The organism is Acidimicrobiales bacterium (genome assembly GCA_033344915.1).
GTDB lineage: Bacteria > Actinomycetota > Acidimicrobiia > Acidimicrobiales > Aldehydirespiratoraceae > JAJRXC01.
On the sequence record JAWPML010000001.1, the window covers coordinates 3123871 to 3148312 of the forward strand.

The following is a 24442-nucleotide window of genomic DNA, read 5'->3' on the forward strand; positions in this document are numbered from 1 at the left end:
TCACCTCGCCGCTACCGCTCGCCGAACGCGAGCTTGGCGGCGGCGACGTCCTCCAGGGCGAGGCCGACGGACTTGAACACGGTGATCTCGTCGTCCGACCGTCGTCCGGGATGGGTACCGCGCACGAGGTCGGCGAGATCGGCCTGGATCGCATCCGTGGTGATCACCCCGGATGCAAGGGGCTGCGCCAGGTCGCCGGCCAGGATGGCGTCGTCGCGGGTGTCCACGAACAGCGAGCCCCGCACGACGACGGCATCGTCCGACTCGCGCATCTCGGCGTTGAACGCCCCGACGAGGTCGACATGGGCGCCCGGCTGCAGCAGGTCACCACGGATCAGCGGCTCGCGGGATCCCGTGACGGCGCTGATGACATCGGCGGTCGCGACCGCGGCATCGAGCTCGCCGGCCACGACGGCCGGGTAGCCCGCGGCGACGAGCTCCTCGACCACCGCGGCCGCGGCGTCGGCCCGGCGGCCCCATATCTCGATCCGTTCGTAGTCCCGGACGGCGGCGTGGGCCTGGGCGGCCATCGGGGCGAGCGCGCCCGATCCCACGACGAGCAGGCGGCGCGCATCGGGCCGAGCCAGCCGTTTCGCCGCTGCCGCGCTGGCGGCGGCCGTGCGCCGCGTCGTGAGCTCGTTGCCCGCGCACGCGCCGAGCAGCGATCCGGTCGCCGCGTCGAACAGCAGCACGCCCGCCTGCACCGTCGGCAGGCCCTGCGCGCCGTTGTCGGGATAGACGGTGACCGCCTTCAAGGCGATGACGTCACCGATGATCCACGCCGGCTTCAGCAGGAACGCCCCATCGGCGGCGCCCGGCACCGGGACCGTGTGGACCGTCCGCGTCGGCGACGCACCGTCCGGGTGGGTGACGGCGTCCTCGACCGCGCCGATGAGCGCGTCCCACGGCAGCGCCGCGGCGACGGCGCCATCGTCGAGGAACACCGGCGCGGTCATTCGGGGATCCAGGCTTCGGTCGGCACGCCGAGACCGTCCGCGATGCGGTTCGCGTACGCGTAGTAGGCCGTGACCTCCACGATGTCGAGGATGTCGCGATCCGAGAAGCCGACGTCACGCAACGCAACCACATCCGCCTCGACCATCGCCCCCGGCGTCACGGTGAGCTTCACCGCGTACGCGAGCATCGCCCGGCGGGCCTCCGAGAGGTCCGCGGTTCGCCAGTCCGCCTCGACCGCGGCGAGCAGCTCGTCGTCCTTGAGCAGCCGGCGCAGACCGCGCCGATGGTGGACGATTCAATAGTGACATTCGTTCTCCAGGCTGACGACGAGCGCGATCAACTCGCGCTCGACCTTGCGGAGCGACCCCGTCCCCGCCATCGCCGATGTGTAGAGCCCGCTGTGCGCCGCAAGACCACGCGGGTTGAGGGAATGAATCGCCATGATGTGATCGACGCGGTCGTGGTCGCGATCGACGACCTGTTCGCGGAGCGGGGCGAGGTCGCCGTCCCACCGGTCGTCCGGCACGGTCTCGATCCACGGGCCATCGTTCGCGGGCATCGCCGCATCACAGCACATCCTCGGGGGGAAGCGGGAGGTTGACGCGCGGGACATAACATATTAGTTATATGGCTATGCCCGCGCTGGCCGACACCGACCGCGACCTCGAAGCGACGCTGAAGGCGCTCGCGAGCGCCCGCCGCCTCCAGATCCTCGAATGGTTGAAGGATCCGGTCGCCCACTTTCCGCCCCAGGAACACGGCGATCCGATCGTCGACGGCGCCTGCAACCAGTTCATCGCCGACAAACTCGGCGTCAGCCAGCCCGCGGCGAGTCGCCACCTGAAGGTGCTCACCGACGCCGGACTCATCATCGCGACCCCCCGCCAGGGCTGGGTCTACTACCGCCGCGACGACGACGCGCTCGACACGGTCAAGCGAGACCTGCACGATCTCTGAGAGGACGCTCATGACAACCGGATACGAATCACTCGACGGCAAGGCGGTGCTGGTCACCGGCGCGGGCAAGGGCATCGGCCGCGCCCTCGCCCAGCGCTTCGCCGGCGTCGGTTGTCGGGTCGGCGTGAACGATGTCGACGCAGCCGACGCCGACGCGACCGCCGCGGCGATCAACGACGGTGGCGGCACCGCCCTCGCCCTCGCCGCCGATGTGTCCGACGGCGCCGCGGTCGAGACGATGTTCGACGCGTTCATCGCCGAGTTCGGCACCATCGACGTCCTCGTCAACAACGCCGGCCTCGTCAGCCCGATGCTGCACTTCTTCGAGGCCGACGAAGCCTGGTGGCGCCGCATCGTCGACGTGAACCTCACCGGTCACTTCCTCACGTCGCACCGCGCTGCTCGGGTGATGGCGAAGAACGGCGGTGGCGTCATCCTCAACATGTCCTCCGGCGGCGCCACCCGCGCCCATCGCAGCTTCACCGCCTACGACGCGACCAAGGGCGGCATCGAGGCGCTCACCCGGGCGATGGCGCTCGACCTCGGCCCGTACAACATCCGGGTCAACGCGCTCATGCCGGGATCGATCGACACCAGCGGTCTCTCGGTCGAGGACCGCGTCCACCGGGGCGAGAACGTGCCGCTCGGGCGGATCGGCGAGCCGTCCGACATGACCGGCGCCGCCCTGTTCCTCGCCTCGGACGACGCCTCCTACATCACCGGTGACGTCATCAAGATCGACGGCGGCATGCTCGCCCAGCAGCGGTCGGCGACCGTCGACATCAAGCCGCCGTCCGAGTTTCCCGCGATCGAGGACCTGTAGACCATGGGCGCACGCATCGGCGCCGACGTCGGAGGGACATTCACCGACATCGTGATCGAACGCGCCGACGGGAGCCTCCACTCCACCAAGGTGCTGACGACGCACGACGCGCCGGAGCGAGGCATCCTCGACGGCATCGGCCAGGTCGCGGCGGAGGTCGGCGTCGACCTCGCCGAGGTCGATCAGATCATCCACGGCACGACGCTCGCGACCAATGCGCTCATCGAGCGGCGGGGCGCCCGCACCGCGCTCGTCACGACCGCCGGCTTCCGCGACGTGATCGAGACCCGCACCGAGAGCCGGTTCGAGCAGTACGACCTCGACATCGTGCTTCCCGCGCCGCTCATCGAACGCAAGGATCGGCTCACGGTCACCGAACGGCTCAACGCCCGCGGCGAGATCCTGCTGCCCTTCGACGAGAACGAGGCCCGTGCGGTGATCGCGACCATCGGCGCCGGCGGCTACGAGTCCGTCGCCGTCGGGTTCATCCACGCCTACCGCAACGCCGCCCACGAGGAGCGCTTCCGGGATCTCCTCCTCACCGAGCTGGCGGACATCGCCGTGTCGATCTCCAGCGAGGTGTCTCCCCAGATGCGGGAGTACGAGCGCTTCAACACCGTCTGCGCGAACGCCTACGTCCAGCCCCTCATGGCCTCGTATCTCGTCCGGTTGCGCGACGAGCTGGCAGCCCGCGGCGCGACGGCGCCGCTCTACCTGATCCACTCCGGCGGCGGCCTGATGTCGGTCGAGTCGGCCGCGGCCTTCCCGGTGCGCCTCGTGGAGTCCGGTCCGGCGGGCGGCGCGATCTTCGCGGCCGACCTCGCCCATCGCTGCGGCCGCGACCGCGTGCTCTCCTACGACATGGGCGGCACCACGGCGAAGATCAGCCTGATCGAGGACTACACGCCGCAGACGGCGAAGACCTTCGAGGTCGACCGGTCGGCCCGGTTCAAGAAGGGATCGGGCATGCCCATCTCGATCCCCGTGATCGAGATGATCGAGATCGGCGCGGGCGGGGGATCCATCGCCAGCGTCGACGCCCTCGGGCAGATCCGCATCGGCCCCCACAGCGCCGGCAGCGAGCCGGGGCCGGCGGCGTACGACCTCGGTGGCACGGACGCGACCGTGACGGATGCGAACGTCGAACTCGGCCGGCTCCATCCGGACACCTTCGGGGCGACCGACATCACCCTCTCGCCGACCAACGCGGCGCGGGCGATCGACGACGGCGTCGGGCAGGCCCTCGGGCTCGACACCCACACCGCGGCGATCGGCATCGCGGAGGTCGTGGACGAGAACATGACCAACGCCGCGCGCGTCCACGCGGTCGAGAACGGCCGCGATCTCGTCGGCTACACCATGATCGCGTTCGGGGGCGGTGCGCCGCTCCACGCCGCCCGCCTCATGGACAAGCTCGGCCTCGACGAGTTGATCGTCCCGTCCGGGGCCGGGGTGGGGTCCGCCATCGGCTTCCTGCGGGCGCCCTTCAGCTACGAGGCGGTCCGCAGCTTCTACACGACCACCTCGGACTTCGACGCGGCCGGCGCCAACGAGATGCTCGCCGAGCTCGCCGCCGAGGCGACCGACTTCGTGCGGGCCGGCACCGACGCCCCGGTCACGATCACCCGCCAGGTCGCCATGCGCTACAAGGGCCAGGGCTGGGAGATCCCGGTGGCGATCGGCGACGGCGAGTTCGACGAGTTCGCGGCCGAGGCGCTCGCCACCGCCTTCACGAAGGCGTACATCGAGTTCTTCGGCCGGGCGATCGACGACCTGGCCATCGAGGCGGTGAGCTGGGCCGTGCGCGTGTCGTCCGTGGAGGACGCTCCCGACCCGGTCGCCCTGTCGAGCGATGCCGACGCCGCGGTCGCGGTGTCCGCCACCCGACCGATTTACGACCCGGCCGAACGGGTCGACAGCGAGGCTGCGGTCGTGCACCGCGACGCGGTGCCCGTCGGCGCCCGCGTCGAGGGCCCCGCGGTCATCGTCGAGCAGCAGACGACCACGGTGCTCGCCGGCCATCATGTCGCCGTGGTGCAACCGGACGGTTCGCTGCTCGTCACGAGGAGAGCTTCGTGAGCGATCAACGGGAGCTCCACAACCAGGTGATGTGGAACCGCCTCGTCTCGGTCGTCGAGGAGCAGGCGCTCACCCTGGTGCGCACCGCCTTCTCCACCTCCGTGCGCGAGGCGGGCGATCTCTCGGCCGGCGTCTTCGATCGCCGCGGTCGGATGGTCGCCCAAGCCGTCACGGGCACCCCCGGCCACGTGAACACGATGGCCGCCGCGGTCCCCCACTTCATCAACGACATCGGCCCCGAGCGCATCCACCCCGGCGACGTCTACGTCACGAACGACCCGTGGAAGGGCACGGGCCACCTCCACGACATCACGGTCGCCACCCCGGTCTTCGTCGGCGACACGCTGATCGGCTTCTTCGCGTCGACGGCGCACGTCGTCGACATCGGCGGCCGGGGCTACGGGCCCGACGCACGCGAGGTCTACGAGGAAGGGCTGCGGATCCCGATCCTCAAGTGGGTCGACCGGGGCGAACTGAATCAGGACCTCGTGACGATCGTCCGCCAGAACGTGCGCGAAGCGGACCAGGTCGTCGGCGACATCCACGGCCTCGCCGCATCGAACGAGACCGGACGCCGCCGGCTGCTCGCCATGCTCGAGGAGTTCGGTCTCAGCGATCTCGACGACCTGGCGACCTTCGTGTTCGCGCGAACCGAACGGGCGACGCTGGAGGCGTTGCGCAACGTCCCGAACGGGACCTATCGCAATGAGATGCAGGTGGACGGCTACGACGCGACCCTCACCCTCGCCGTCACGATCACGGTCACCGACGGCGGGATGCATGCCGACTTCACCGGCACCTCCCCCACCAGCGCGTTCGGCGTGAACGTTCCCCTCACCTACGCCCAGGCGTACTTCACCTACGGGATGCTCGTCGCGCTGGCTCCCGAGCTGCCCAACAACTTCGCGTCGCTCGCACCGTTCACCGTCTCGGCACCGCCTGGCGTGATCCTCAACGCCGAACACCCGGACCCGGTGGCCGTGCGTCACGTGATCGGGCATTTCGTCACCGACCTCTGTCTCGGTGCGATCGCCGAGGCGCGACCCGACCGCATCCCGGCCGAAGGTGCCGGCGCTCTCTGGAACTTCCAGGCCTCGGCCCGCAGCGCCTCGGCCGATGACCCCAAGCCGCCCGTCGAGATCCTCATGTTCAACAGCGGCGGCACGGGCGCCCGGCCCGGTCTCGACGGCCTGACGGCCACGGCGTTCCCGTCCGGCGTCCGCACGATGTCGGCCGAGGCCACCGAGCAGGTCGGCCCGATCGTGATCTGGCGCAAGGAGATCCGACCGGACTCCGGCGGCGCCGGCCGCCAACGCGGCGGCCTCGGTCAGGTCATCGAGGTCGGGCCGGCCGACGGCTACCTGTTCGAGTTCTCCGCGATGTTCGATCGGGTGGAGAACCCGGCCCGCGGCCGAGCCGGCGGCGAGGACGGCGCACCCGGCGCCGTCTACCTGGACGACGGCACGCCGTTCGCGACGAAGGGCAAGCAGACGGTGCCGGCCGATCGGCGGCTCGTCATGGAGCTGCCCGGTGGCGGCGGCTTCGGCGACCCGGCGGAGCGCGACCCGGCGGCCGACGAGAACGACCGGAAGCAGGGATACCGCACATGAACCACCGTCCGCCGGGCCGCGACGGGTACGACGTCGTCATCATCGGGGGCGCGGTGATGGGCTCGTCCGCGGCGTGGTTCCTCTCCGCGAATCCCGACTTCGACGGCTCGGTCCTGGTCGTCGAACGCGACCCGTCCTACGAGTTCACGTCCACGGCGCACACGAACAGCTGCATGCGCCAGCAGTTCTCCAACGAGGTCAACATCCGGATCTCGCAGTTCGCCGCCGACTTCGTGAGGAACTTCCGCAGCCATCTCGGCGACGACCCCGAGGTGCCGAACATCCCGGTCGATCACTTCGGCTACCTGTACCTGGCCGACACCGAGTCGTTCGCGGCCACACTGCGGCACAACCAGGAGCTCCAGGCGAGCTGGGGCGCGGGGACGAAGATCCTGTCGCCCGCCGAGATCGCCGCGGCCTACCCCTTCTACGACCTCGACGGGATCGTGTGCGGGAGTCACAACCTCGTCGACGAGGGCTACTTCGATTCGGGGACGATGTTCGACTGGTGGCGGCGCAAGGCGCGCCAGAACGGGGTCGAGTACGTCGCCAACGAGGTGGTCGGGATCTCGCACGACGCCCGCCGAGTGCAGTCGGTCGAGTTGGCGTCCGGCGAGTCCGTCGCCTGCGGCACCGTGGTGAACGCGGCCGGCCCGCGAGCGATCGAGGTCGCCCGGATGATCGACGCCGAGCTGCCGGTCGAGCCCCGCAAGCGGTTCTCGTTCGTCTTCGACGCCGCCGAGCCGCTCGACCGGCGCCTCCCGCTCACGATCGACCCGTCGGGGGTCCACGTGCGCAGCGACGGCGACGCCTACATGGCCGGCTGCCCGCCCGATGTCGACCCGCCGGTCGACTACGACGACTTTGCGATGGACCACGACATCTGGGAGGACAAGGTGTGGCCGGCGATCGCCAACCGCATCCCGGCATTCGAGCGAGTGAAGGTCACCAGCCGGTGGGCCGGCCACTACGCGTACAACACGCTCGACCAGAACGTGATCATCGGCCCGCACCACGAGATCGAGAACTTCGTGTTCATGAACGGCTTCTCGGGTCATGGGATGCAGCAATCGCCGGCGGTCGGCCGGGGCGTGAGCGAGTGGATCACCTACGGCGAGTTCCGGTCGCTCGACCTGTCGCCGCTCGGGTACCACCGCATCGCGGCGAACGAGCCGTTCGTCGAAACCGCCGTCATCTAGGGTCGGCCGATGGCGCGCACCGGGGGGCAGATCGTGGTCGACAGTCTCGTCGCCCACGGCGTGACGACGACGTTCGGCGTGCCGGGCGAGAGCTATCTCGCGGTGCTCGACGCGCTGCACGACACCGACATCCAGGTGATCACGTGCCGCCAGGAAGGCGGCGCCGCGTACATGGCCGAGGCCTGGGCGAAGCTCACCGGACGGGTCGGCGTGTGTCTCGTGACGCGCGGCCCCGGTGCGACCAACGCGTCGATCGGCATCCACGCGGCGATGCAGGCATCCACGCCCATGGTGATGCTCGTCGGTCAGGTGTCCACCCACGAACAGGGCCGGGAGGCGTTCCAGGAGATCGACTACCGGGCCATGTTCGGTGGCGTCGCGAAGTGGGCGACGGAGATGGGTTCGGCGGACGAGGCATCGGCCGTGATGGCGGAGGCGTTCCACGCCGCGGCCGCCGGTCGCCCCGGCCCCGTCGTGGTCGCGCTTCCCGAGGACGTGCTCGGCGCCGTGAGCGGAGCCGATCCGGTGGCGCCGCTCCCCGTCGACCCGCAGGCGCCGGCCGAGGATGAGGTCGACGCCGTACTCGACGCGCTGGCCGGCGCCGAGCGGCCAGTGCTGCTCGCGGGCGGCGGCGGCTGGACCGACGACGCCCGGGCGGACCTCCGCGCCGTGGCCGAGGCGCATGAGGTCCCGGTGGTCGTGACGTTCCGCCGCCACGACCTGATGGACAACACGAGCGCGAGCTACGTCGGCGAGGCGGGCGTCGCCATGCCGCCACCGGTGCGGGCGACGCTCGAGGAGGCGGACTGCGTCATCGCCCTCGGCGCCCGGTTCGGCGAGATGACCACGGCCGCCTGGTCGATCTGGCCCGTCGGTGACCCGGGCGTCACCCTCGTGCACGTCCACCCGGACCCGGGCCAGCACGGCAAGATCCACACGCCGACCGTGGCGATCGCCGCTCGGCCGGCCGCGATGCTCGCCGCCCTGCGGGCCCGCACCGCGGCCCCGCCCGTCCACGGCGCGTGGCGCGAGGCCCGCCGCGACGCCTACGTCGCGTCGCTCGACGCGCCGGCGCAACCCGGCCCGCTCGACATGGGCGAGGTGATGGCCTGGCTGCGGGCCAACCTGCCGTCCGACGCGGTGCTGACCAACGGCGCCGGCAACTTCTCGGTCTGGCCCAACAAGTTCTTCGTCTACGGGCCCGAGGCACGGCTCCTCGCGCCCCAGGCGGGCTCGATGGGCTACGGCCTCCCGGCGGCCGTCGCCGCGAAGGTGGCCGACCCGGCCCGCACGGTCGTGTGCTTCGCCGGGGACGGCGACGTCCAGATGAACATCCAGGAGCTCGGCACCGGGCTCCAGCACGATGCCCAACCGATCGTCCTCGTGGTCGACAACGGCATGTACGGCACGATTCGCATGCACCAGGAGCGTCACTTCCCCGAGCGGGTCGTCGGCACCGACATCGTCAACCCGGACTTCGTCGCCCTGGGCCGGGCCTACGGCATGCACGCCGAACGGGTCGACGCCACCGCGGACTTCCCCGCCGCGTTCGGACGCGCCCAGGCGTCAACGACCGGCGCGCTGTTGCACCTTCGAGTCGACCCCGATCAGCTGACCCCGACGCAGTCGATCGCCCAGGCCCGCGGTGAGCGATGACAACCAAGGTGAAGCAGGGGTCAGACCCCAGTTGAAGCGGGGTCTGACCCCTGCTTCACCTCAGCCTTCGCCGAGGTAGCTGGCGCGTAGGTCGGGGTTGGCGAGGAGCTTGTCGGCGGTGTCGTCGAGGACGACGCGGCCCGTCTGGAGCACCCAGCCCCGGTCGGCGATCGAGAGCGCCATGTTGGCGTTCTGCTCCACCATGAAGATGGCGACGCCTTCCTCGTGGATCTGCTGGATCAGCTCGAAGTTCGTCTGCACGAGCGCCGGCGCGAGACCCATCGACGGCTCGTCCATCAGCAGCACCCGGGGGCGGGCCATGAGGGCACGACCCATCGCCACCATCTGTTGTTCGCCACCGGAGAGCGTGCCCGACTTCTGGTTCAGCCGCTCCTTCACCCGGGGGAACATCTCGTAGACGCGCTCGAGGTCGGCCTCGATCCCGTCGCGGTCGTTGCGCAGGTAGGCACCGAGCTCGAGGTTCTCCTTGACCGACAGGCGCTTGAAGAGCCGTCGGTTCTCCGGGACCATCGTGACGCCCCGCTCCACGAGATACGAGGTGGGCTTGCCGTTGACGACCTCGCCGTCGAGCACCACCTCACCGTCGGTGGGCGTCACCATGCCGAGCAGCGTCTTGAGCGTCGTCGACTTGCCGGACGCGTTGCCGCCGAGAAGACAGACGAGTTCGCCCGGATAGATAGCGAGCTCCACGTCCTTGAGGATGTGGACGGCGCCATAGTGGGTGTTGATGCCCCGCATCTCGAGCAGCGGCGTCGCGCCGTTCTGGTCGCTCACGACGCGGTCCCCTCGATCGGTCGCCCGAGGTAGGCCTCGATCACGCCGGGATCGTTCGAGACCTCGTCGTAGGAGCCCTGGGCGATGGTCTCACCGTGGTCGAGCACGACGACACGGTCGGAGACGTCGCGTACCACCTTCATGTCGTGCTCGATCATGACGATCGTGAAGCCCCACTCGCTGCGGAGCTTGCCGATGAGCGTGGTGAGCTCCTCCGACTCCTTGGGGTTCATGCCGGCGACCGGCTCGTCCAGCAGGATGATCTCGGGGCGGGTGGCCATCGCGCGGGCGATCTCGAGCCGGCGGCGGTTGGCGTACGACAGCACCGACGCCGTCTGCTCCAGCCGGTAGCCCACGAGGCGACTCCCGAAGAACCCCAGCACCTTCTCGCCGTACTCGCGAATCTCCTGCTCCTCCCGCCGGAACGAGGACGTGTTGAAGAGCGATCCGAAGACACCGACCTTGGTGCGGCAGTGCTGCGCCACCATGACGTTCTCGAGGATCGTCATGTTGGCGAAGAGGCGGACGTTCTGGAACGTGCGAGCGATCCCGCGCGCCGTCACCTGGTTGGGGTCCAGACCGAGGAGCGAGTCACCGCGGTAGACGATGTTGCCCGAGGTCGGCCGCACCATGCCGGAGATCATGTTGAAGAACGTGGTCTTGCCCGCGCCGTTGGGCCCGATGACCGAGACGATCTCGCCCTTGTCGACATGGAAGTCGAGGTCGCTGAGCGCGTTGAGACCACCGAAGGTCACGCTCAGATTCTTGATCTCGAGGAGTCGTTCGCCACTCATGCCGGTGCCAATCCGTCGTTGCCCTCGGGCGGGGCCCAGGCTTCGGGGTCGACCTCGGCCTCGGCCTCGGCTTCGTCGCGGTCGACCTCACCGCGCAGCCAGGCGTCCTGCAGGAACTCGTCCAGGTGGAGCTCGCGGCTTCGGCGGACGTTGGGGATCAGCCCCTCCGGCCGTTTCAGCATCATCCAGACCAGCAGGGCGCCGTAGATGAGCAGCTTGTACTCGGAGAACTCCGCCATGAGGCCCGGCTGGTTCGGGCCACCGAGGATCCCGACGAGCACGAACGCGCCGGCGATCACGCCGGCGATCCGACCCATGCCGCCGACGATCACGATCACGAGGATGACGATCGACACGAGGATCTTGAAGCTCGACTCGAAGACCGAGCCGACCTTCGCCGCGAAGACGGCGCCCGCGAACGAGGCGAGGATGGCGCCGGTGACGAAGGCCTGGAGCTTGGCGTTCACGGTGTTGATGCCCATCGCCTCGGCGACCGACTCGTCCTCGCGCACCGCCATCCAGGCCCGGCCGATCCGCGAGTTCTCGAGACGCCAGCTGACATAGATCGCGATCGCGACGAAGAACATCACGACATAGAGGATGTGTTGGGGATTCGTCCCCATCAGGTCCACTTCGAGCTTCGGGAACGTCCAGCCGACGAGGGGCAGCGTCCACCCGCCGATGTGGAGATCGGGCCCCGGAACGCTGAGCACTCCCTGGGCCCCGCCCGTCAACCCCGACGCCCAGTCGGAGCGCACGGTCAGCCGGATGATCTCACCGAATCCGAGCGTGACGATGGCCAGATAGTCGCCCCGCATCCGGATGACCGGCGCGCCGATGAACAGGCCCGCCAGGGTGGCCATGCCGACGACGATGAAGATCGCGAGCCAGAACGGATAGGCGGGCGTCAGGCCCGGTGAGGTGGGCGAGGTCAGGATGGCGATCGTGTAGCCGCCGACCGCGTAGAACGCGACATAGCCGAGATCGAGGATGCCCGCGAGTCCGACCACGATGTTGAGCCCGAGGGCGAGCAGCACGAACAGACCGACGTTGACCAACAGGTCGTTGGTGAGCCGTCCGAGGAACATCGGGAGGACGATCGCGGCGAACGCGACCGCAACCACCGACACGGAGTTGACGGCGATCGGCCGGGCCTCACGGGCCGTGTTGAAGACCGCCGTGCCCTTCTTCACCTGGCCGCCGAGCCACAACACGAACACCGCGGCGACGATGGCGAGCGCGATCGCACCCTTCGGCTCCAGCCCACCGAGCGGGTGATAGAGCCACTTCACGACGCCCTCGAGCTTGAACTCCTCGCTCAGGTCGTCGATCAACGACTCGACCGCGGCCGCGCCGATCACGGTGACGAGAACAGCGCGGACGACCCGCAGCACGATCGGCGGGAGCAGGCGCATCAGGCCACCGAGGAATCCGAGCGCCGTCGCGGCCACTGTCCAGAGCACCACGCCGTCGGCGACGCTTCCGTTCCGGGTGAGCAGGTCCAGCAGCGCCTGGTTCCAGTTGACCAGCGGGTCGCTCAGGTCGCGGCTGTCGAGGAGGTAGACGAGCAGCGACAGACACAGGCCGCCGATCAGACCGACGGCGGCGCCCGCGACGAGTTCGCGCCCACCGGGTTTGGCCTGCACCATGCCCTCGAGAACCGGCTCGTAGGTGACGGCGAACCCGACCGCCAGCGGCACCCACAGAAGCGAGAGGTAGCCCATCGACAACCACGGTTCGACGATGACACGACCGTTCAGCCCGTCCGGCATGCCGGTCAGGGAGATGAAGACGAGGGTGAACCCAAGGACGAGCCCGTAGCGGACGACCTTGCGCCAGTCCTGGTCGAACGCCGAGCGAGCCGGACCGAAGTGCGGTGCGTCGTTCATGCCCGATCCTCCGACGAGAGGCGCTCACCGAACAGGCCGGTGGGCTTGACGAGAAGGACGTAGATCAGCACGAGGAACGCGACGGCGTCCTTCAGCTGGGTGTGGCCCGAGACGCCGAGCGGCTCGAGGATGAGCTGCGGCGCGAGCGACTCGGAACCACCGAGGGTCAACCCGCCGGCCATGGCGCCACCGAGGTTTCCGATGCCGCCGACCACGGCGGCGCTGAACGCCTTGATGCCGGGCAGGAAACCGGTGAACTCGGTGACCGAACCGAACAGAATCCCCCAGAGAATGCCGGCGACGCCGGCCATGGCACCGCCGATCGCGAACGTGGTCACGATCGTGCGGTCCACGTCGATGCCCATCAGGGAGGCGATCTCCTTGTCCTCTGCGACCGCGCGCATCGCCTTGCCGGTCTTGGTCTGCTCGACGAGATACCACAGCCCCGCCATCGCCGCGGCGGCGACGAGGACCACGAGGATCTTCTGTCCCTCGATCTGGAGCCACGAGGGCCCGTACCGGTCCGTCATCCACGACGGGAGTTGCGGATAGCGCTTGGCGCCGGGGCCGAGCAGCAGGGCGGAGGTGTTCTGGATGAAGAAGGAGACGCCGATCGAGGTGATCAGCGGAATGAGACGGGGGGCGCCGCGCAGCGGGCGATACGCGATGCGCTCCATCACCACGGCGGTCAGGGTGGCGCAGATGATCGACACGAGGACCGCCACGAGGATCGCCACGATGAAGGCGTCTTCCCAGACGCCCGCCTCGAACAACTTGTTGGACGTGATCAGCCCGGTCATGGCGCCCACCATGAAGACCTCGCCGTGGGCGAAATTGATGAACCCGAGGACGCCGTAGACCATCGAGTAGCCGAGCGCGATGAGCCCGTACATCGAGCCCTGGCTCAGGCCGGAGACCACCAGCCCCCGGAAGGCATCCCAGTCGAGGCGGTTCGCGTCCTCGTTGAGGAAGCGGGTGAGGGGATTGTCCGGACCCACGAACTGCTGCACCAGAAAGGCGAAGAGTCCAAAGACGACCAACGACGTGAGCAGCACGCGAAGGAAGGTCAGGAACCAGTCGACTTTGGTTCGCGGCACCATTCGTGGCCGCGTTGTTGTGGTCAAGCTTCCCCCTGTCGCATCCCGGGACGCCGGAGCGTACACGCGGAGAACCCCCGGCCACCAGAGTGGCCGGGGGTTCTCCCTACGGGTTGCCTACTGCTGGCTTACGCCGGCGCGAACTCGAAAGCGACGTTGGCCTTGCCGGCCTCGATGTCGCTCGAGTCTTCGTGATGGACGATGGTGATCTTCTGCGAGCCGCAGTCACCGAAGTCGTCACAGTTGATGGTGCCGATGAGACCGCTGTAGCCCGTGAGCCCGTTGAGGTACTCGCGGATGCCGGCTCGATCGATGATCAGGTTGCCGTCGGCGTCCACGTAGGAAGCCGCGGAGACCGCATCGAGGAGCATTGCGGTGGCGTCATAGCTGTGACCCCAGAAGGCGGCCGACGGGGGCTCGCCCACCACCGAGTTGTACTCGGCCAGGACGTCGGCGGCGTTCTCGCCGGTCGACTCGTTCACGTTCTCACCGAAGCGGACGTCCGGACCGGACATGTACATGCCCTCGGACGCCGGGTCCTCCATGAAGTTGTCGACGAGGAGCCCGTCAGCGGCGAGCAGCTGGGTGTTCTCGAGGCCCGACACGCCCGGAGCCTGGGCAGCGATGAAGTTGCCCTCCGGCGGGAAGATCGGGAAGAACAGGGCCTGCGGCGAGTTGCCGGCGACCTCGGTGAGGACCGGGACCATGTCGGTGTCGCCCTTGGCGACCGACGTGAACCCGGCGTTCTCGCCGCCCAGCGCCACGAAGGCGTCCATGAACGCCTGCGAGAGACCCTGGGTGTACGGGTCGCCGTCGTGGATGGCGGCGGCCGTGGTCAGTTCGAGCACGTTGTACACGAAGTCGGCCATCGCGGCGCCCTGGAACAGGTCGTTGTGGGCCGTGCGGTAATAGCCGGGGCGATAGCTCTCGTTCGCGTTGCCCTGGAGATCGGACGTCAGCGACGGCGAGGTGTTCGAGCCGGAGATCATCACGAGACCAGCGTCGCTGATCAGCGGGGCCGCGGAGGCCGCCGCACCCGAGCACGAGGTGCCGATGACACCGACGACCTGCTCGTCAGCCACGATCTGCTGCGCAGCCGCCTGACCACCCTCAGCCGAGCAGAGGTCGTCGAGACCCTCGCCCGAGGTGACACCGAAGCCGTGGATGTCGCCATAGTGCGACACGGCCAGCTCGATGCCGGCCTGGTTCGGGATACCGAGGAACGCCACGTCGCCCGTGATCGCGTTCAACGAACGGATCTGGACTTCGGAGCCGGGCTCGACCGTGACCGTGCCGAGCGAACCGTCGCCGAGGTGGTCCATGTCGCCACCGTCGTCTTCGGCCATGTCGTCGCCACCGTCTGCGGTGCCGTCGTCTTCGGCCATGTCGTCACCGGCATCGTCACCGGCGTCGTCACCACCGTCGTCGCCGCCGTCGTCACCGGCATCGTCGCCGGCGTCGTCGCCCGCACTGGTGTCGTCGTCATCACCGCACGCGGCGGCAATGAGCGAGAAGGACAGCAGCACGGCAAGCAGCATGAGGAGCTTGCGTGAAAGCTTCATAGGTGATTCCCCTCCATTGGGAGTCATGTGTGGATTCACGATCGGCTCCACACGGCCACTGAGTTGATCGCAGAGCATAGAACAGCTCCGCCGGCAAATGTGTGCGCCGGCCGGAATCTCGTCACCGAGCGTGATCGGGTTCTCGGGGCGGCGTTCAGCGGGCGCGGGAGACGATCTCGTCGACCGGGCCGATCATGCCGGTGTAGAACGGGCCGAACTCGGCGTACTTCGCCGACGCCGTGTCGTAGCGCATCGTGTAGACGGTGTCCTTGAGGTCGTCGACCCGCACGCCGAAGAGGGTGACGCCCCATTCCCAGTCGTCGAGGCCCGTCGACGCGGTGATCAACTGGACGATGCGGCCGGCGAACTGCCGGCCCGACGTGCCGTGCTCCATCATGAGCGCCTTGCGCTCGTCGTAGTCGAGCTCGTACCAGTTCTGATCGACGTTGCGCCGCTTCGTCATGGGGTAGAAGCACCAGGCGTTCTTGCCCTCGGGCGGCAGCTCCGGGTACAGGCGCATGTTCGCCATCTCCTCGGGCAGACCCTTCGCGTACTCGGAGAGTTCGGTGATCGACACGAAGCTGTCGACGACCACGAGACCGGCGTCGACCAGGCCGCTCTGGAGGTCACGCAGCTTCCAGGCATCGGCGTGCAACGCCATGAAGCACAGCGACGCCTTGTGCCCGAGTACCGCGACGGTCACGACCTGCACCTCGGCGGCCTGGGCGGCCTGGACGGCGGCGATCACCGCCGCGTCGTCGGTCTGCGGGCCGCGCTCGCAGAACAGATGGACGACGGCAACACCCTCGGACGTGGTGACGGGATCGAGCATGGTGCGAGTCTACGAAGGTGGGACGGGGCTCTGACCCCGGCAACGCTGCGCGTTGCGTGAAGTTCGGCTGCGCCGAACTTCCGGCGCCCTCCTCCCGGCTAGCGTCCGGCGCATGAGCCGCAGCACCCATCAGGCGTTGGCCGACGAGCGCAACGCAACGGTCGAGATCTTCATCAACGGGGAGTTCTTCCCCCGCGACGAGGCGAAGATCTCGGTGTTCGACAGCGGGTTCCTCGTGGGCGACGGGATCTGGGAGGGGATCCGTCTCCACCACGGCCGTTTCGCCCACCTCGACCGGCACCTCGATCGGCTGTTCGCCAGCGCCGCGGCCATCGATCTCGACATCGGGCTCGACCGTGACGGCGTGACTGCCGCCCTCCAGGCGACGATCGACCGCAACGACATGCACGACTCGGTCCACGTGCGGCTCATGATCACCCGCGGCGACAAGAAGACCCCGAGTCAGCACCCGTCGAACAACGTCGGTGGGCCGAACATCGTGATCATCGCCGAGCACAAGGCGGCCGATCCCGACGTGCGCGACAAGGGCATCTCACTCTTCACGGCCACGGTGCGGCGACCGCCGCCCGACACCCTCGACCAGAAGCTCAACTGCCACTCGAAGCTCCACGAGGTCATCGCCCTGATCCAGGCGACGAAGGCCGGGGCCGACGAGGCGCTGATGCTCGACCCCACGGGCGCCGTGGCCACCTGCAACGCGACCAACTTCTTCATCATCGCCAAGGGCGAACTCTGGACGGCGACCGGTCAGTACAACCTGAACGGCATCACCTCGGCGCTGATCTGCGAGGTCGCCGAGGCGGCCGGGATCCCGGTCCACAAGGCGCCGTTCTCGCTGACGGACGTCTACGCGGCGGACGAGGCGTTCGTGACCGGCACGTTCGGCGGGCTCACGCCCGTCCACACGATCGACGGCCGCACCATCGGCGACGGCGCCCAGGGACCGATGACGATCCGTCTGCGCGAGCTCTACGAGGCAGCCATCGCGGTGGACATCGAGACAGACGTGGAGGGTGGCTCGTGAGCGATCCGAGCGGTCCGGGGGTCTGCGCATGCAGGATGTGAAACGCATCCAGTGCTGGTCGGGTCCCCGCAACATCTCGACGGCGCTCATGTACTCGTGGCGGGAGCGGCCGGACACCACGGTGATCGACGAGCCCTTCTACGCCCACTACCTGACCCTCGACGACCGCGGCCATCCCGGCGTCGAGGACACGCTGGCGAGCCAGTCGACGGATGCGGACGAGGTGATCCGCGATGTCGTCCTCGGGCCGTGCCCCACGCCGGTGCTCTACATCAAGAACATGGCGCACCACCTGAAGGGCGTCGACCGCAGCCATCTCGCCCACACGGAGAACATCCTCCTCTGCCGCGACCCGCGCGAGATGCTCGCCTCGTTGTCGATCCAGCTCCCCGACTGCGATCTCTACGACACCGGTCTGGTCGAGTCGGTGGAGCTGCTCGATGCCGTGCTCGACGCGGGGAGACGGCCCTTCGTGATCGATTCGCAGGTGCTGCTGCGCGATCCGGCCGGCGTGCTCGAGCAGGTCTGCGACCATGTCGGACTGGCGTTCGATCCGACCGTGCTGTCGTGGGAGGCCGGGCCCGTACCCGAGGACGGGGTGTGGGCGACGTACTGGTACGACAACGTCCACGCGTCGACGGGATTCGCCCCGTACCGACCGAAAAGCCGCCGGGTTCCGGACCATCTGGCGTCCGTCGTGGCCGAGGCCATGCCTCTCTACGAGCGCCTGCTGGAGTTCGCCGTCGGGGCCTGAGGTGGCCCCGCAAAACCAAAGGCCACGGTTGAGAGCTACGCTTTTCGAATCACTTCGTGGCGGGACACTCCCGTCGCCTCCTGGAGGAGAGACATGATGAAGAGCACGAACCGCCTCTGGCGGATTCTGGCCCTGCTGCTTGCGTTCACGCTCGTGGCTGCCGCTTGCGGCGATGACGACGACACCAACACCGGCAGCGGCGACGATGCCGGAGACGACGCCGGTGATGACGGTGGCGATGACGGCGACGACATGGCCGAGGATGACGCCGGCGACGACATGGCCGACGACGACATGGCCGACGACGGTGGCGACGACATGGCCGCCGACGACGACATGGCCGACGACGGTGGCGACGACATGGCCGCCGACGACGACATGGCCGATGACGGTGGCGAGATGGCCTTCGACCTCGAGGGTCGCACCGTGAGCGTCGGCGTGGAGAACGCCTATCTCCCCTTCAACTACGTGCCGGTCGGTGGCAGCGAAGGTGAAGGATGGGACTACGACGCCTGGCGCGAGATCTGCCGCCTGATCAACTGTGTGGCCGAGTTCGTCGTGGCCGGTTGGCCCGACGTCATCGACCAGGTCGCCCAGGGCGAGCTCGACACCGCCGCGGACGGCATCTCGATCACCCCGGAGCGGGCCGAGATCGTCGCCTACTCCCAGGCCTACATGACGGTGGACCAGAAGTTCATCAAGAAGCTCGGCGACGACCGCTTCAACTCCGCTGACGACGTCGTGAACAGCGACGCCCTCGTGGGCACCCAGGTGGGCACCACCAACTACGAGCTCGCGGAGAGCCTCGTGGGCGCCGACCGCATCTCGGCGTACGACCAGTTCGGTGTCGCCGTGCAGGCGCTGATCGCCGGGGACGTCGACGTCGTCATCATCGATGACGCCGCCGGCCAGGGCTATGTCGGCGAGAACGCCGACCAGGTCGAGCTCGTCGACGACGCGCTGCAGGCCGATCCGCTGGGCTTCATCTTCCCGCAGGACACCGACCTGATCCCCGCCGTCGACTACGCGATCGATCAGATGCGTGAGAGCGGCTTCCTGCAGGAACTCGGCGAGAAGTACTTCACCGACGCCTTCTCCGTCACCTACGACGACATCGAGGGCTGATCGAGCGCTCGCTCGTCTGAACTGACAGAGTGCGTCGGGCGGAAACGCCCGGCGCACTCTGCGTTTTGGGGAGGGACATGAAGGAGAGCAAGCTGCCGGAAGGGGTCGTCGTCACCGCCAGCCGCGTCCCGCTCGCCGGGTTCCGTCTGTCCAGCCAGGCGATCCAGTGGTGGCTCGTCGGCATGCTGGCGATCATCGGCTGGATGGTGATCCAGGTTCTCACCTCGGACAACTACCGCGAAGCGTGGGACAACATCTCGCCCGGGCTCGAGACCACGCTGTACCTGACCCTGATCTCGTTCCTGATCGCGATGCCGCTGGGCCTGTTCATCGGCATGGCGCGCCTCTCGAAGAACCGCTTCGTCAACACCGTCGCCCAGATCTACATCGAGTTCATGCGGGGCATCCCGATGATCGTGTGGATCTTCATCGTGGCCTTCGTCGTCACCCCGGAACTCGCCGATTTCCTGGGCCGGCGAACCCGCGACTTCCCACCCCTCTATCGCGGTGTCGCGGCGCTCTGCCTCTTCTACGCCGCCTTCATCGCCGAGGTGTTCCGGGCCGGGATCCAGTCGGTCGATTCCGGGCAGGTCGAAGCGGCCCGCGCCATCGGGTTGAGTCGCTACCGCACCCAGCGCCACATCGTGCTCCCCCAGGCACTGCGCAATGCGCTCCCGGCGCTCGGCAACGACTTCATCGCGCTGATGAAGGACACCTCGCTCGTCTCGGTGATCGCCGTCGCCGAGGTCACCCAACGGGCCCGGATCTATGTCGGTTCGAGCTTCCGGACCCGCGAGGCGTACTTCATCCTCGCCGTCATCTACGTCACGATGACCCTCGCGCTGAGCCTGCTGCTCCAGTGGTGGGAGCGACGGCTGGAGATCCCCGGCCGCATCGAGGACGAGTGACTCAGTCGACGTAGACGGTCAACGAGCCGTCGCGGGCGAAGCCGGCGAGTTGGAGGCCGGCTCGCTCCGCCGTGGCCACCGCGAGCGCGGTCGGCGCACTCACGGCCACGAGGGCCCGGAACCCGGCCGCCCACGCCTTGTGCACCAGCTCGAAACTGGCCCGGCCACTCACGACGACGGCCCGGCCCGTCAAGGGCACGTTGCCATCGAGCAGACTCCGACCGACCAGCTTGTCGACGGCATTGTGACGGCCCACGTCCTCCCGCACGAGCGAGATCGAACCGGCCGGCTCCACGATGCCCGCCGCGTGCACCGCGCCCGTCGACTCGAAGAGATCCTGGGCCGGACGCAGGAGATCCGGCGCCGCGGCGAGCACCGGCCAGTCCACCGGATCGCCGCTCACCGGGGCGAGGCGGGCCGCGAGCTCATCGATGTCGTCGGTGCCGCAGAACCCGCAGGAGGACGTGACCGCCGCGAGACGGGGCACCGGCTCGGGCGCCACGCCGCCGGTCGACACCGTGACGATGTTGAACGCCGTCGCCGCCGCCGATCCGTTGGCGCAGTACTTCACCTCGACCACCGGATGACCGTCGAGCAGCCCTTCGTTGTGACAGAACCCGACGGCGAGCTCGAAGTCGTTGCCCGGGGTCCGCATCGTCGTGGCGACGCGGACGCCGTCGAGCTCGATCGCGAGCGGCTCCTCGGTGGCGAGCATCGCCGGCGATCGGCCCGCGTCGGGGTCGGTCGGCGACCACTTGCGCACCAGGCGCCGCTCACTGCGTGACCTCGGACTCACGCGCGTCAGCGTACGACGACCGTGCCGCCCATGACCCGCATCGACGGAACCGGCGCTCAGCCGAGCGGCGGCGGGCTGAACCCGTCGGGCACGATCACATCGTCGGGGGTGAGGTCGGCGATGGAGTCGACGCCGATGCCCCGCAGGGTGGCATCGATGCCGCCGCGCAGGATGTCGAGCACGTTCTCGACGCCGGCCTGGCCGTTGGCGGCGAGTCCCCAGAGATACGCACGACCGATGAGCACCGCGTCGGCGCCGAGCGCGCAGGCCTTCACGACGTCGGAGCCGCGGCGCACGCCACCGTCGAGCACGACCTCGACGTCGCTGCCGACGGCCGCCACGATCTCGGGCAGCATGCGAATCGACGCGGGTGCGCCGTCGACGTTGTTGCCGCCGTGGTTCGAGACGGACAGGCACGTGGCCCCGGCGTCGACCGCCCGGCGGGCCTCGTCGGCCCGCACCACGCCCTTGACCATGAACGGCCCGTCCCACTGGTCGCGCAACCAGGCGACGTCGTCCCAGGTGGGCGGCGGCGTGCCCATCCAGGTGCCGTAGGCCTCGAAGAACACCGGGGGCTTCTCGTCGCCGGTGACGAAGTTGGGCACGGTCAGGCGCGGGATCTGGCCCGACTTCGCCCAGGTCCAGGCCCACCTCGGATTGCGAACCACGTCGAACGCGTGGGGCAGGAGTTCCTTGATGGTGAACGACTGCGGGATGGCCGGGCTGCCCCAGTCGCGACCGTGGGAGAACGACCAGTCGAGGGTGAGGATGAGGCCCACTGCGCCGGCCGCCTTGGCCCGCTCGATGCGGGCGAGCATGGAGTCCTTGTCGCCGGCCCAGTAGATCTGGAAGAAGAGCTGCGAATTGACCGCGGCGACCTCTTCGATCGGCTTCGACGCGAACGACGAGAGTCCGGCGGGGATCCCACGATTCGCGGCGCCTGCGGCAACGGCGACCTCGCCGTCGGGATGCACCGCCTGCACGCCGGTGGGAGAGATGATCACCGGCATCGACGCGGACTGCCCCATAACGGTGACGTCCATCGACCGCTCGGCGGCCTGTCCTGCGGTGACGGGACGGAAGCCGATCTCGTCGAAGGCCGCCACGTTGTCGCGCATCGACACGCCGGCTTCGGCGCCCGCGATCAGCGCGCCGTAGACCGACGTGGGGAGTCGCTTCTCGGCCCGTTCCTGTGCGACGGCGACCGTTTCGAACCAGGGATTTGCCACACGAGAACGGTACCGGCGACCGGCCGGATCGCGCCCCTCGCGCAAAACGGCGAACGCCGCGCTCCGAGGAGCGCGGCGCCGGAACCGGAATTCGGGCGGACTATTCCTCTTCGTCGAGCCCGTCCACGACGTCCTTGGCCTTGTCGACGGCCATGTCGACCTTGTCGTCGTGCTCGTCGGGCACCTTGTCCTTGATGACCTCGGCGGCCTTGTCGATGCCGTCTTCGACCTTGTCGGCGTTGCCGCCGATGAGGCCCTTCAGCTTGTCGAGAATTCCCATGGTGGGGCTCCTGTGTCGATGGTGTCTCCCTGACGATGGTCAGGAAGGGCGCTGGCAGGCTACACGGCTAACGTCGCCGACGCCGGGGAACACCCGACGTGCGAGAGGGGAACGCCGATGCCAGGACCATTGGAAGGAATCCGGGTCGTCGACATGACGCAGGTCATCGCCGGTCCACTGGCGTGCATGTTGCTGAGCGATCTCGGCGCCGACGTGGTCAAGGTCGAGCCGCCGGCGTTCGGCGATCTGACCCGACTGGCCCAGTTCGCGAAGGGCGGGCTCAACAGCTCGGTCGTCAACAACAACCGCGGCAAGCAGTCGATCCAGGTCGACATCCAGCAGCCGGCCGGCCGTGACCTCGTGCTCGACCTCATCCGCGACGCCGACGTCGTCGTCCAGAACATGCGGCCCGGGGTGATGGAGCGACTCGGTGTCGGGTGGGAAGGCGCATCGGCCGTCAACCCCGACATCATCTACTGCTCGATGTCGGGCTACGGGGCCAGCGGGCCGTACGCCGATCGCGCCGTCTACGACCCGATCGTCCAGGCGATGGCCGGGTACGTCGCCCTCCAGGTGAACCCGCAGGTGCCGATCCCCGACCTCGTGCGCAACGGGGTGGTCGACAAGGCGGCGGCGTGGATGGCGGCGCTGTCCATCACGTCGGCGCTGCACGCACGAGGCGAGGGAAAGGGGGGCCAGCACATCGAGCTGTCGATGCTCGACATCGCCGTGCAGTTCCTCTGGCCCGACGGCGGCATGGCCGACACCATGCTCGACCCCGACATCCCCCGGGGCATGCGGCTCAGCGAGATCTACACGCTCAGCCAATGCGCCGACGGCCATGTCGTCTACTTCGTGATCACCGATGCCCAGTTCCAGGGGCTCTTTCGGGCGCTGGGCCACGAGGAATGGATCGAGACCTACGGCACCACGGCCGACCGCGAGGGCAAGCAGGAAGAACTCGGCGGGCTGATCGGCAACGCCTTCCTCGAGTGGAAAGTGGGTGACCTCCTGCCCCGCATGCACGAGCACTCGGTGCCGTGCGGTCACGTCAACCAGATGGAGGACCTGCCCACGGATCCGCAGATCGTGCACTCGGGCACGTTCGTGGAGTGGGACCACGAGACGGCCGGGCGCATCCGAAGCCCCCGGATGTCCGCCGTCTTCGGGGGCACACCGGTCGAGTTCAAGGCCGCCGCGCCCCTGCTCAACGAGCACGTCGACGACGTGCTGGACCGTATCGGCATCACCGCCGATCAGAAGCAGGCGCTCCTCGCGGCGGGGGTGATCAAGGCCCCACCGGCTGACGCGTGACGCAATACGGGAGCCCGGCCGGGTCCTCCAACACGATCCAGTGTTCGAACGTGGCGAGTCGCGTCGACCCGAGCTCGACGTGCAGCGCCGCGACGTCCTCGCGACCGTCACCGGCCGACACGTCGAGGTGGGCGCGGGCGGTGGTCTCGGGCGCGTCGTCGGCCAACCGCTGGAACAGGAGCCGGTAGGGCAGACCGTCGGGTTGCTCGAGGCGCCGGAACTCCGTCGATGACGGCCGCAGCGTCCATCCGAGCAGCGCCGACCAGAACCCGACCTCGGCCGCGAACGAGGCGGCGGGCACGTCGATCGCGATCTGGTCGAGCCGGCTCGGCGGCGAACCGACCGGCGCGGGGACGCGGCGTTCGCCTCCGTCGGCGACGACACAGAACCCGAGACCGGCCGGCGAACGGAGGACGACATGGCCCGGGTCGGCGACGACGACCGCGCCGAGCGCCGTCGCCTCGTCGGCCGCCGCCCGCACGTCGTCGACGTGGAGGTCGAGGTGGATGCCCGACGTGTCGTCCCCGGTCCGCTGCACCCGCACCACCGGATCGCCGGTGTCGGGGACGAGCGTCGCGAACTCGCCGTCGGGTCCTCGCCGGGCCGACATCGTGGTCCCGGTGGCGTCCATCCAGAACCGGCTTGCGGCATCGAACCGGTCGGCGGCCAGGTCGACGAAGGCGGTGATCCAGCGAAGCTCCACCGCCTCAGCGTAGACAGGCGAAGCACCGGGATCGCCGG

General features: G+C 68.8%; 23 protein-coding genes. 11 read left to right on the plus strand and 12 right to left on the minus strand.

Annotation, left to right across the window (positions count from 1 at the left end; translation table 11 throughout):
- Positions 1-11: 11 nt before the first annotated feature.
- Entirely contained in the window at positions 12-956 is a 945-nt protein-coding gene (locus R8F63_14940; GenBank protein MDW3219909.1) for an ornithine cyclodeaminase family protein, read from the minus strand.
- Positions 953-1516, minus strand: coding sequence for a peroxidase-related enzyme (locus R8F63_14945; GenBank protein MDW3219910.1), 564 nt, complete (start codon positions 1514-1516; stop codon positions 953-955). Before R8F63_14945 ends, R8F63_14940 begins: the two co-directional genes overlap by 4 nt.
- Positions 1517-1584: 68 nt before the next feature.
- On the opposite strand from R8F63_14945, the gene R8F63_14950 reads away from it, so the two are divergent.
- The 6 genes from R8F63_14950 to R8F63_14975 are packed head-to-tail and all read left to right on the plus strand — an operon-like array spanning position 1585 to position 9281.
- Positions 1585-1914: a metalloregulator ArsR/SmtB family transcription factor gene (locus R8F63_14950; GenBank protein ID MDW3219911.1), complete on the plus strand. Its 330-nt coding sequence runs from the start codon at positions 1585-1587 to the stop codon at positions 1912-1914.
- Positions 1915-1924: 10 nt separating this feature from the next.
- Positions 1925-2737, plus strand: a complete 813-nt coding sequence (locus R8F63_14955; GenBank protein ID MDW3219912.1) for an SDR family NAD(P)-dependent oxidoreductase — start codon at positions 1925-1927, stop codon at positions 2735-2737.
- 3 nt (positions 2738-2740) lie between these two features.
- The gene (locus tag R8F63_14960) at positions 2741-4816 is read left to right on the plus strand and encodes a hydantoinase/oxoprolinase family protein (protein MDW3219913.1); all 2076 of its coding nucleotides are present in this window, start codon (positions 2741-2743) and stop codon (positions 4814-4816) included.
- Entirely contained in the window at positions 4813-6426 is a 1614-nt protein-coding gene (locus tag R8F63_14965; GenBank protein ID MDW3219914.1) for a hydantoinase B/oxoprolinase family protein, read from the plus strand. Before R8F63_14960 ends, R8F63_14965 begins: the two co-directional genes overlap by 4 nt.
- The gene (locus tag R8F63_14970; GenBank protein MDW3219915.1) at positions 6423-7625 is read left to right on the plus strand and encodes an FAD-binding oxidoreductase; all 1203 of its coding nucleotides are present in this window, start codon (positions 6423-6425) and stop codon (positions 7623-7625) included. The genes R8F63_14965 and R8F63_14970 overlap by 4 nt, the downstream gene beginning before the upstream one ends.
- A 9-nt stretch (positions 7626-7634) precedes the next feature.
- Complete coding sequence (locus tag R8F63_14975) at positions 7635-9281, plus strand: thiamine pyrophosphate-binding protein (GenBank protein MDW3219916.1); 1647 nt, start codon at positions 7635-7637, stop codon at positions 9279-9281.
- A gap of 60 nt (positions 9282-9341) precedes the next feature.
- Here R8F63_14975 and R8F63_14980 read toward each other — a convergent pair whose 3' ends face one another.
- The 6 genes from R8F63_14980 to R8F63_15005 form a co-directional block, all read right to left on the minus strand.
- The gene (locus tag R8F63_14980) at positions 9342-10076 is read right to left on the minus strand and encodes an ABC transporter ATP-binding protein (GenBank protein ID MDW3219917.1); all 735 of its coding nucleotides are present in this window, start codon (positions 10074-10076) and stop codon (positions 9342-9344) included.
- Positions 10073-10870, minus strand: coding sequence for an ABC transporter ATP-binding protein (locus R8F63_14985; GenBank protein ID MDW3219918.1), 798 nt, complete (start codon positions 10868-10870; stop codon positions 10073-10075). The genes R8F63_14980 and R8F63_14985 overlap by 4 nt, the downstream gene beginning before the upstream one ends.
- Positions 10867-12759, minus strand: coding sequence for a hypothetical protein (locus R8F63_14990; GenBank protein MDW3219919.1), 1893 nt, complete (start codon positions 12757-12759; stop codon positions 10867-10869). The genes R8F63_14985 and R8F63_14990 overlap by 4 nt, the downstream gene beginning before the upstream one ends.
- Positions 12756-13814 (minus strand): branched-chain amino acid ABC transporter permease, encoded by a 1059-nt coding sequence (locus tag R8F63_14995; protein ID MDW3219920.1) that lies wholly within the window; start codon positions 13812-13814, stop codon positions 12756-12758. Before R8F63_14995 ends, R8F63_14990 begins: the two co-directional genes overlap by 4 nt.
- A 170-nt stretch (positions 13815-13984) precedes the next feature.
- Positions 13985-15418 carry a branched-chain amino acid ABC transporter substrate-binding protein gene (locus R8F63_15000; GenBank protein ID MDW3219921.1) on the minus strand — a complete coding sequence of 478 codons (1434 nt, stop codon included), beginning with the start codon at positions 15416-15418 and terminating at the stop codon, positions 13985-13987.
- 154 nt (positions 15419-15572) lie between these two features.
- Complete coding sequence (locus tag R8F63_15005) at positions 15573-16250, minus strand: chlorite dismutase family protein (protein MDW3219922.1); 678 nt, start codon at positions 16248-16250, stop codon at positions 15573-15575.
- Positions 16251-16362: 112 nt separating this feature from the next.
- Here R8F63_15005 and R8F63_15010 point away from each other — a divergent pair, with 112 nt between their 5' ends.
- The 4 genes from R8F63_15010 to R8F63_15025 all read left to right on the plus strand — a co-directional run bounded on the left by R8F63_15010 (position 16363) and on the right by R8F63_15025 (position 20082).
- On the plus strand, positions 16363-17295 hold the full coding sequence (locus R8F63_15010) for an aminotransferase class IV (GenBank protein ID MDW3219923.1): 933 nt from the start codon (positions 16363-16365) through the stop codon (positions 17293-17295).
- Between the two features lie 28 nt (positions 17296-17323).
- Positions 17324-18049, plus strand: a complete 726-nt coding sequence (locus R8F63_15015; protein ID MDW3219924.1) for a hypothetical protein — start codon at positions 17324-17326, stop codon at positions 18047-18049.
- 96 nt (positions 18050-18145) lie between these two features.
- Entirely contained in the window at positions 18146-19174 is a 1029-nt protein-coding gene (locus R8F63_15020; protein MDW3219925.1) for an ABC transporter substrate-binding protein, read from the plus strand.
- A 77-nt stretch (positions 19175-19251) separates the two neighbouring features.
- Positions 19252-20082, plus strand: coding sequence for an amino acid ABC transporter permease (locus R8F63_15025; GenBank protein MDW3219926.1), 831 nt, complete (start codon positions 19252-19254; stop codon positions 20080-20082).
- Between the two features lies 1 nt (position 20083).
- On the opposite strand, the gene R8F63_15030 is transcribed toward R8F63_15025, so the two are convergent.
- The 3 genes from R8F63_15030 to R8F63_15040 form a co-directional block, all read right to left on the minus strand.
- Positions 20084-20878, minus strand: a complete 795-nt coding sequence (locus tag R8F63_15030; GenBank protein ID MDW3219927.1) for a formate dehydrogenase accessory sulfurtransferase FdhD — start codon at positions 20876-20878, stop codon at positions 20084-20086.
- Positions 20879-20934: 56 nt separating this feature from the next.
- Entirely contained in the window at positions 20935-22107 is a 1173-nt protein-coding gene (gene mftD, locus R8F63_15035; protein ID MDW3219928.1) for a pre-mycofactocin synthase MftD, read from the minus strand.
- 100 nt (positions 22108-22207) lie between these two features.
- Positions 22208-22387 (minus strand): antitoxin, encoded by a 180-nt coding sequence (locus R8F63_15040; GenBank protein MDW3219929.1) that lies wholly within the window; start codon positions 22385-22387, stop codon positions 22208-22210.
- 117 nt (positions 22388-22504) lie between these two features.
- Between R8F63_15040 and R8F63_15045 the strand changes: the two genes are divergently transcribed.
- A complete protein-coding gene (locus R8F63_15045; protein MDW3219930.1) occupies positions 22505-23701 on the plus strand; it encodes a CoA transferase in 1197 nt (398 codons plus the stop codon).
- On the opposite strand, the gene R8F63_15050 is transcribed toward R8F63_15045, so the two are convergent.
- Positions 23676-24404, minus strand: coding sequence for a VOC family protein (locus tag R8F63_15050; GenBank protein ID MDW3219931.1), 729 nt, complete (start codon positions 24402-24404; stop codon positions 23676-23678). The genes R8F63_15045 and R8F63_15050 overlap by 26 nt on opposite strands.
- Positions 24405-24442 lie beyond the last annotated feature (38 nt).

Bases quoted from the DNA above. Each gene is read 5' to 3' on its own strand.
- R8F63_14960 (MDW3219913.1), top strand. From the start codon at position 2,741: ATGGGCGCACGCATCGGCGCCGACGTCGGAGGGACATTCACCGACATC.
- R8F63_14990 (MDW3219919.1), bottom strand. From the start codon at position 12,759: ATGAACGACGCACCGCACTTCGGTCCGGCTCGCTCGGCGTTCGACCAG.
- R8F63_15025 (MDW3219926.1), top strand. From the start codon at position 19,252: ATGAAGGAGAGCAAGCTGCCGGAAGGGGTCGTCGTCACCGCCAGCCGC.
- R8F63_14940 (MDW3219909.1), bottom strand. From the start codon at position 956: ATGACCGCGCCGGTGTTCCTCGACGATGGCGCCGTCGCCGCGGCGCTG.
- R8F63_14975 (MDW3219916.1), top strand. From the start codon at position 7,635: ATGGCGCGCACCGGGGGGCAGATCGTGGTCGACAGTCTCGTCGCCCAC.
- R8F63_15045 (MDW3219930.1), top strand. From the start codon at position 22,505: ATGCCAGGACCATTGGAAGGAATCCGGGTCGTCGACATGACGCAGGTC.
- R8F63_15005 (MDW3219922.1), bottom strand. From the start codon at position 16,250: ATGCTCGATCCCGTCACCACGTCCGAGGGTGTTGCCGTCGTCCATCTG.
- R8F63_15015 (MDW3219924.1), top strand. From the start codon at position 17,324: ATGCAGGATGTGAAACGCATCCAGTGCTGGTCGGGTCCCCGCAACATC.
- R8F63_15040 (MDW3219929.1), bottom strand. From the start codon at position 22,387: ATGGGAATTCTCGACAAGCTGAAGGGCCTCATCGGCGGCAACGCCGAC.
- R8F63_14955 (MDW3219912.1), top strand. From the start codon at position 1,925: ATGACAACCGGATACGAATCACTCGACGGCAAGGCGGTGCTGGTCACC.
- R8F63_14950 (MDW3219911.1), top strand. From the start codon at position 1,585: ATGGCTATGCCCGCGCTGGCCGACACCGACCGCGACCTCGAAGCGACG.
- R8F63_15000 (MDW3219921.1), bottom strand. From the start codon at position 15,418: ATGAAGCTTTCACGCAAGCTCCTCATGCTGCTTGCCGTGCTGCTGTCC.
- R8F63_15020 (MDW3219925.1), top strand. From the start codon at position 18,146: ATGAAGAGCACGAACCGCCTCTGGCGGATTCTGGCCCTGCTGCTTGCG.
- R8F63_14985 (MDW3219918.1), bottom strand. From the start codon at position 10,870: ATGAGTGGCGAACGACTCCTCGAGATCAAGAATCTGAGCGTGACCTTC.
- R8F63_14970 (MDW3219915.1), top strand. From the start codon at position 6,423: ATGAACCACCGTCCGCCGGGCCGCGACGGGTACGACGTCGTCATCATC.
- R8F63_15010 (MDW3219923.1), top strand. From the start codon at position 16,363: ATGAGCCGCAGCACCCATCAGGCGTTGGCCGACGAGCGCAACGCAACG.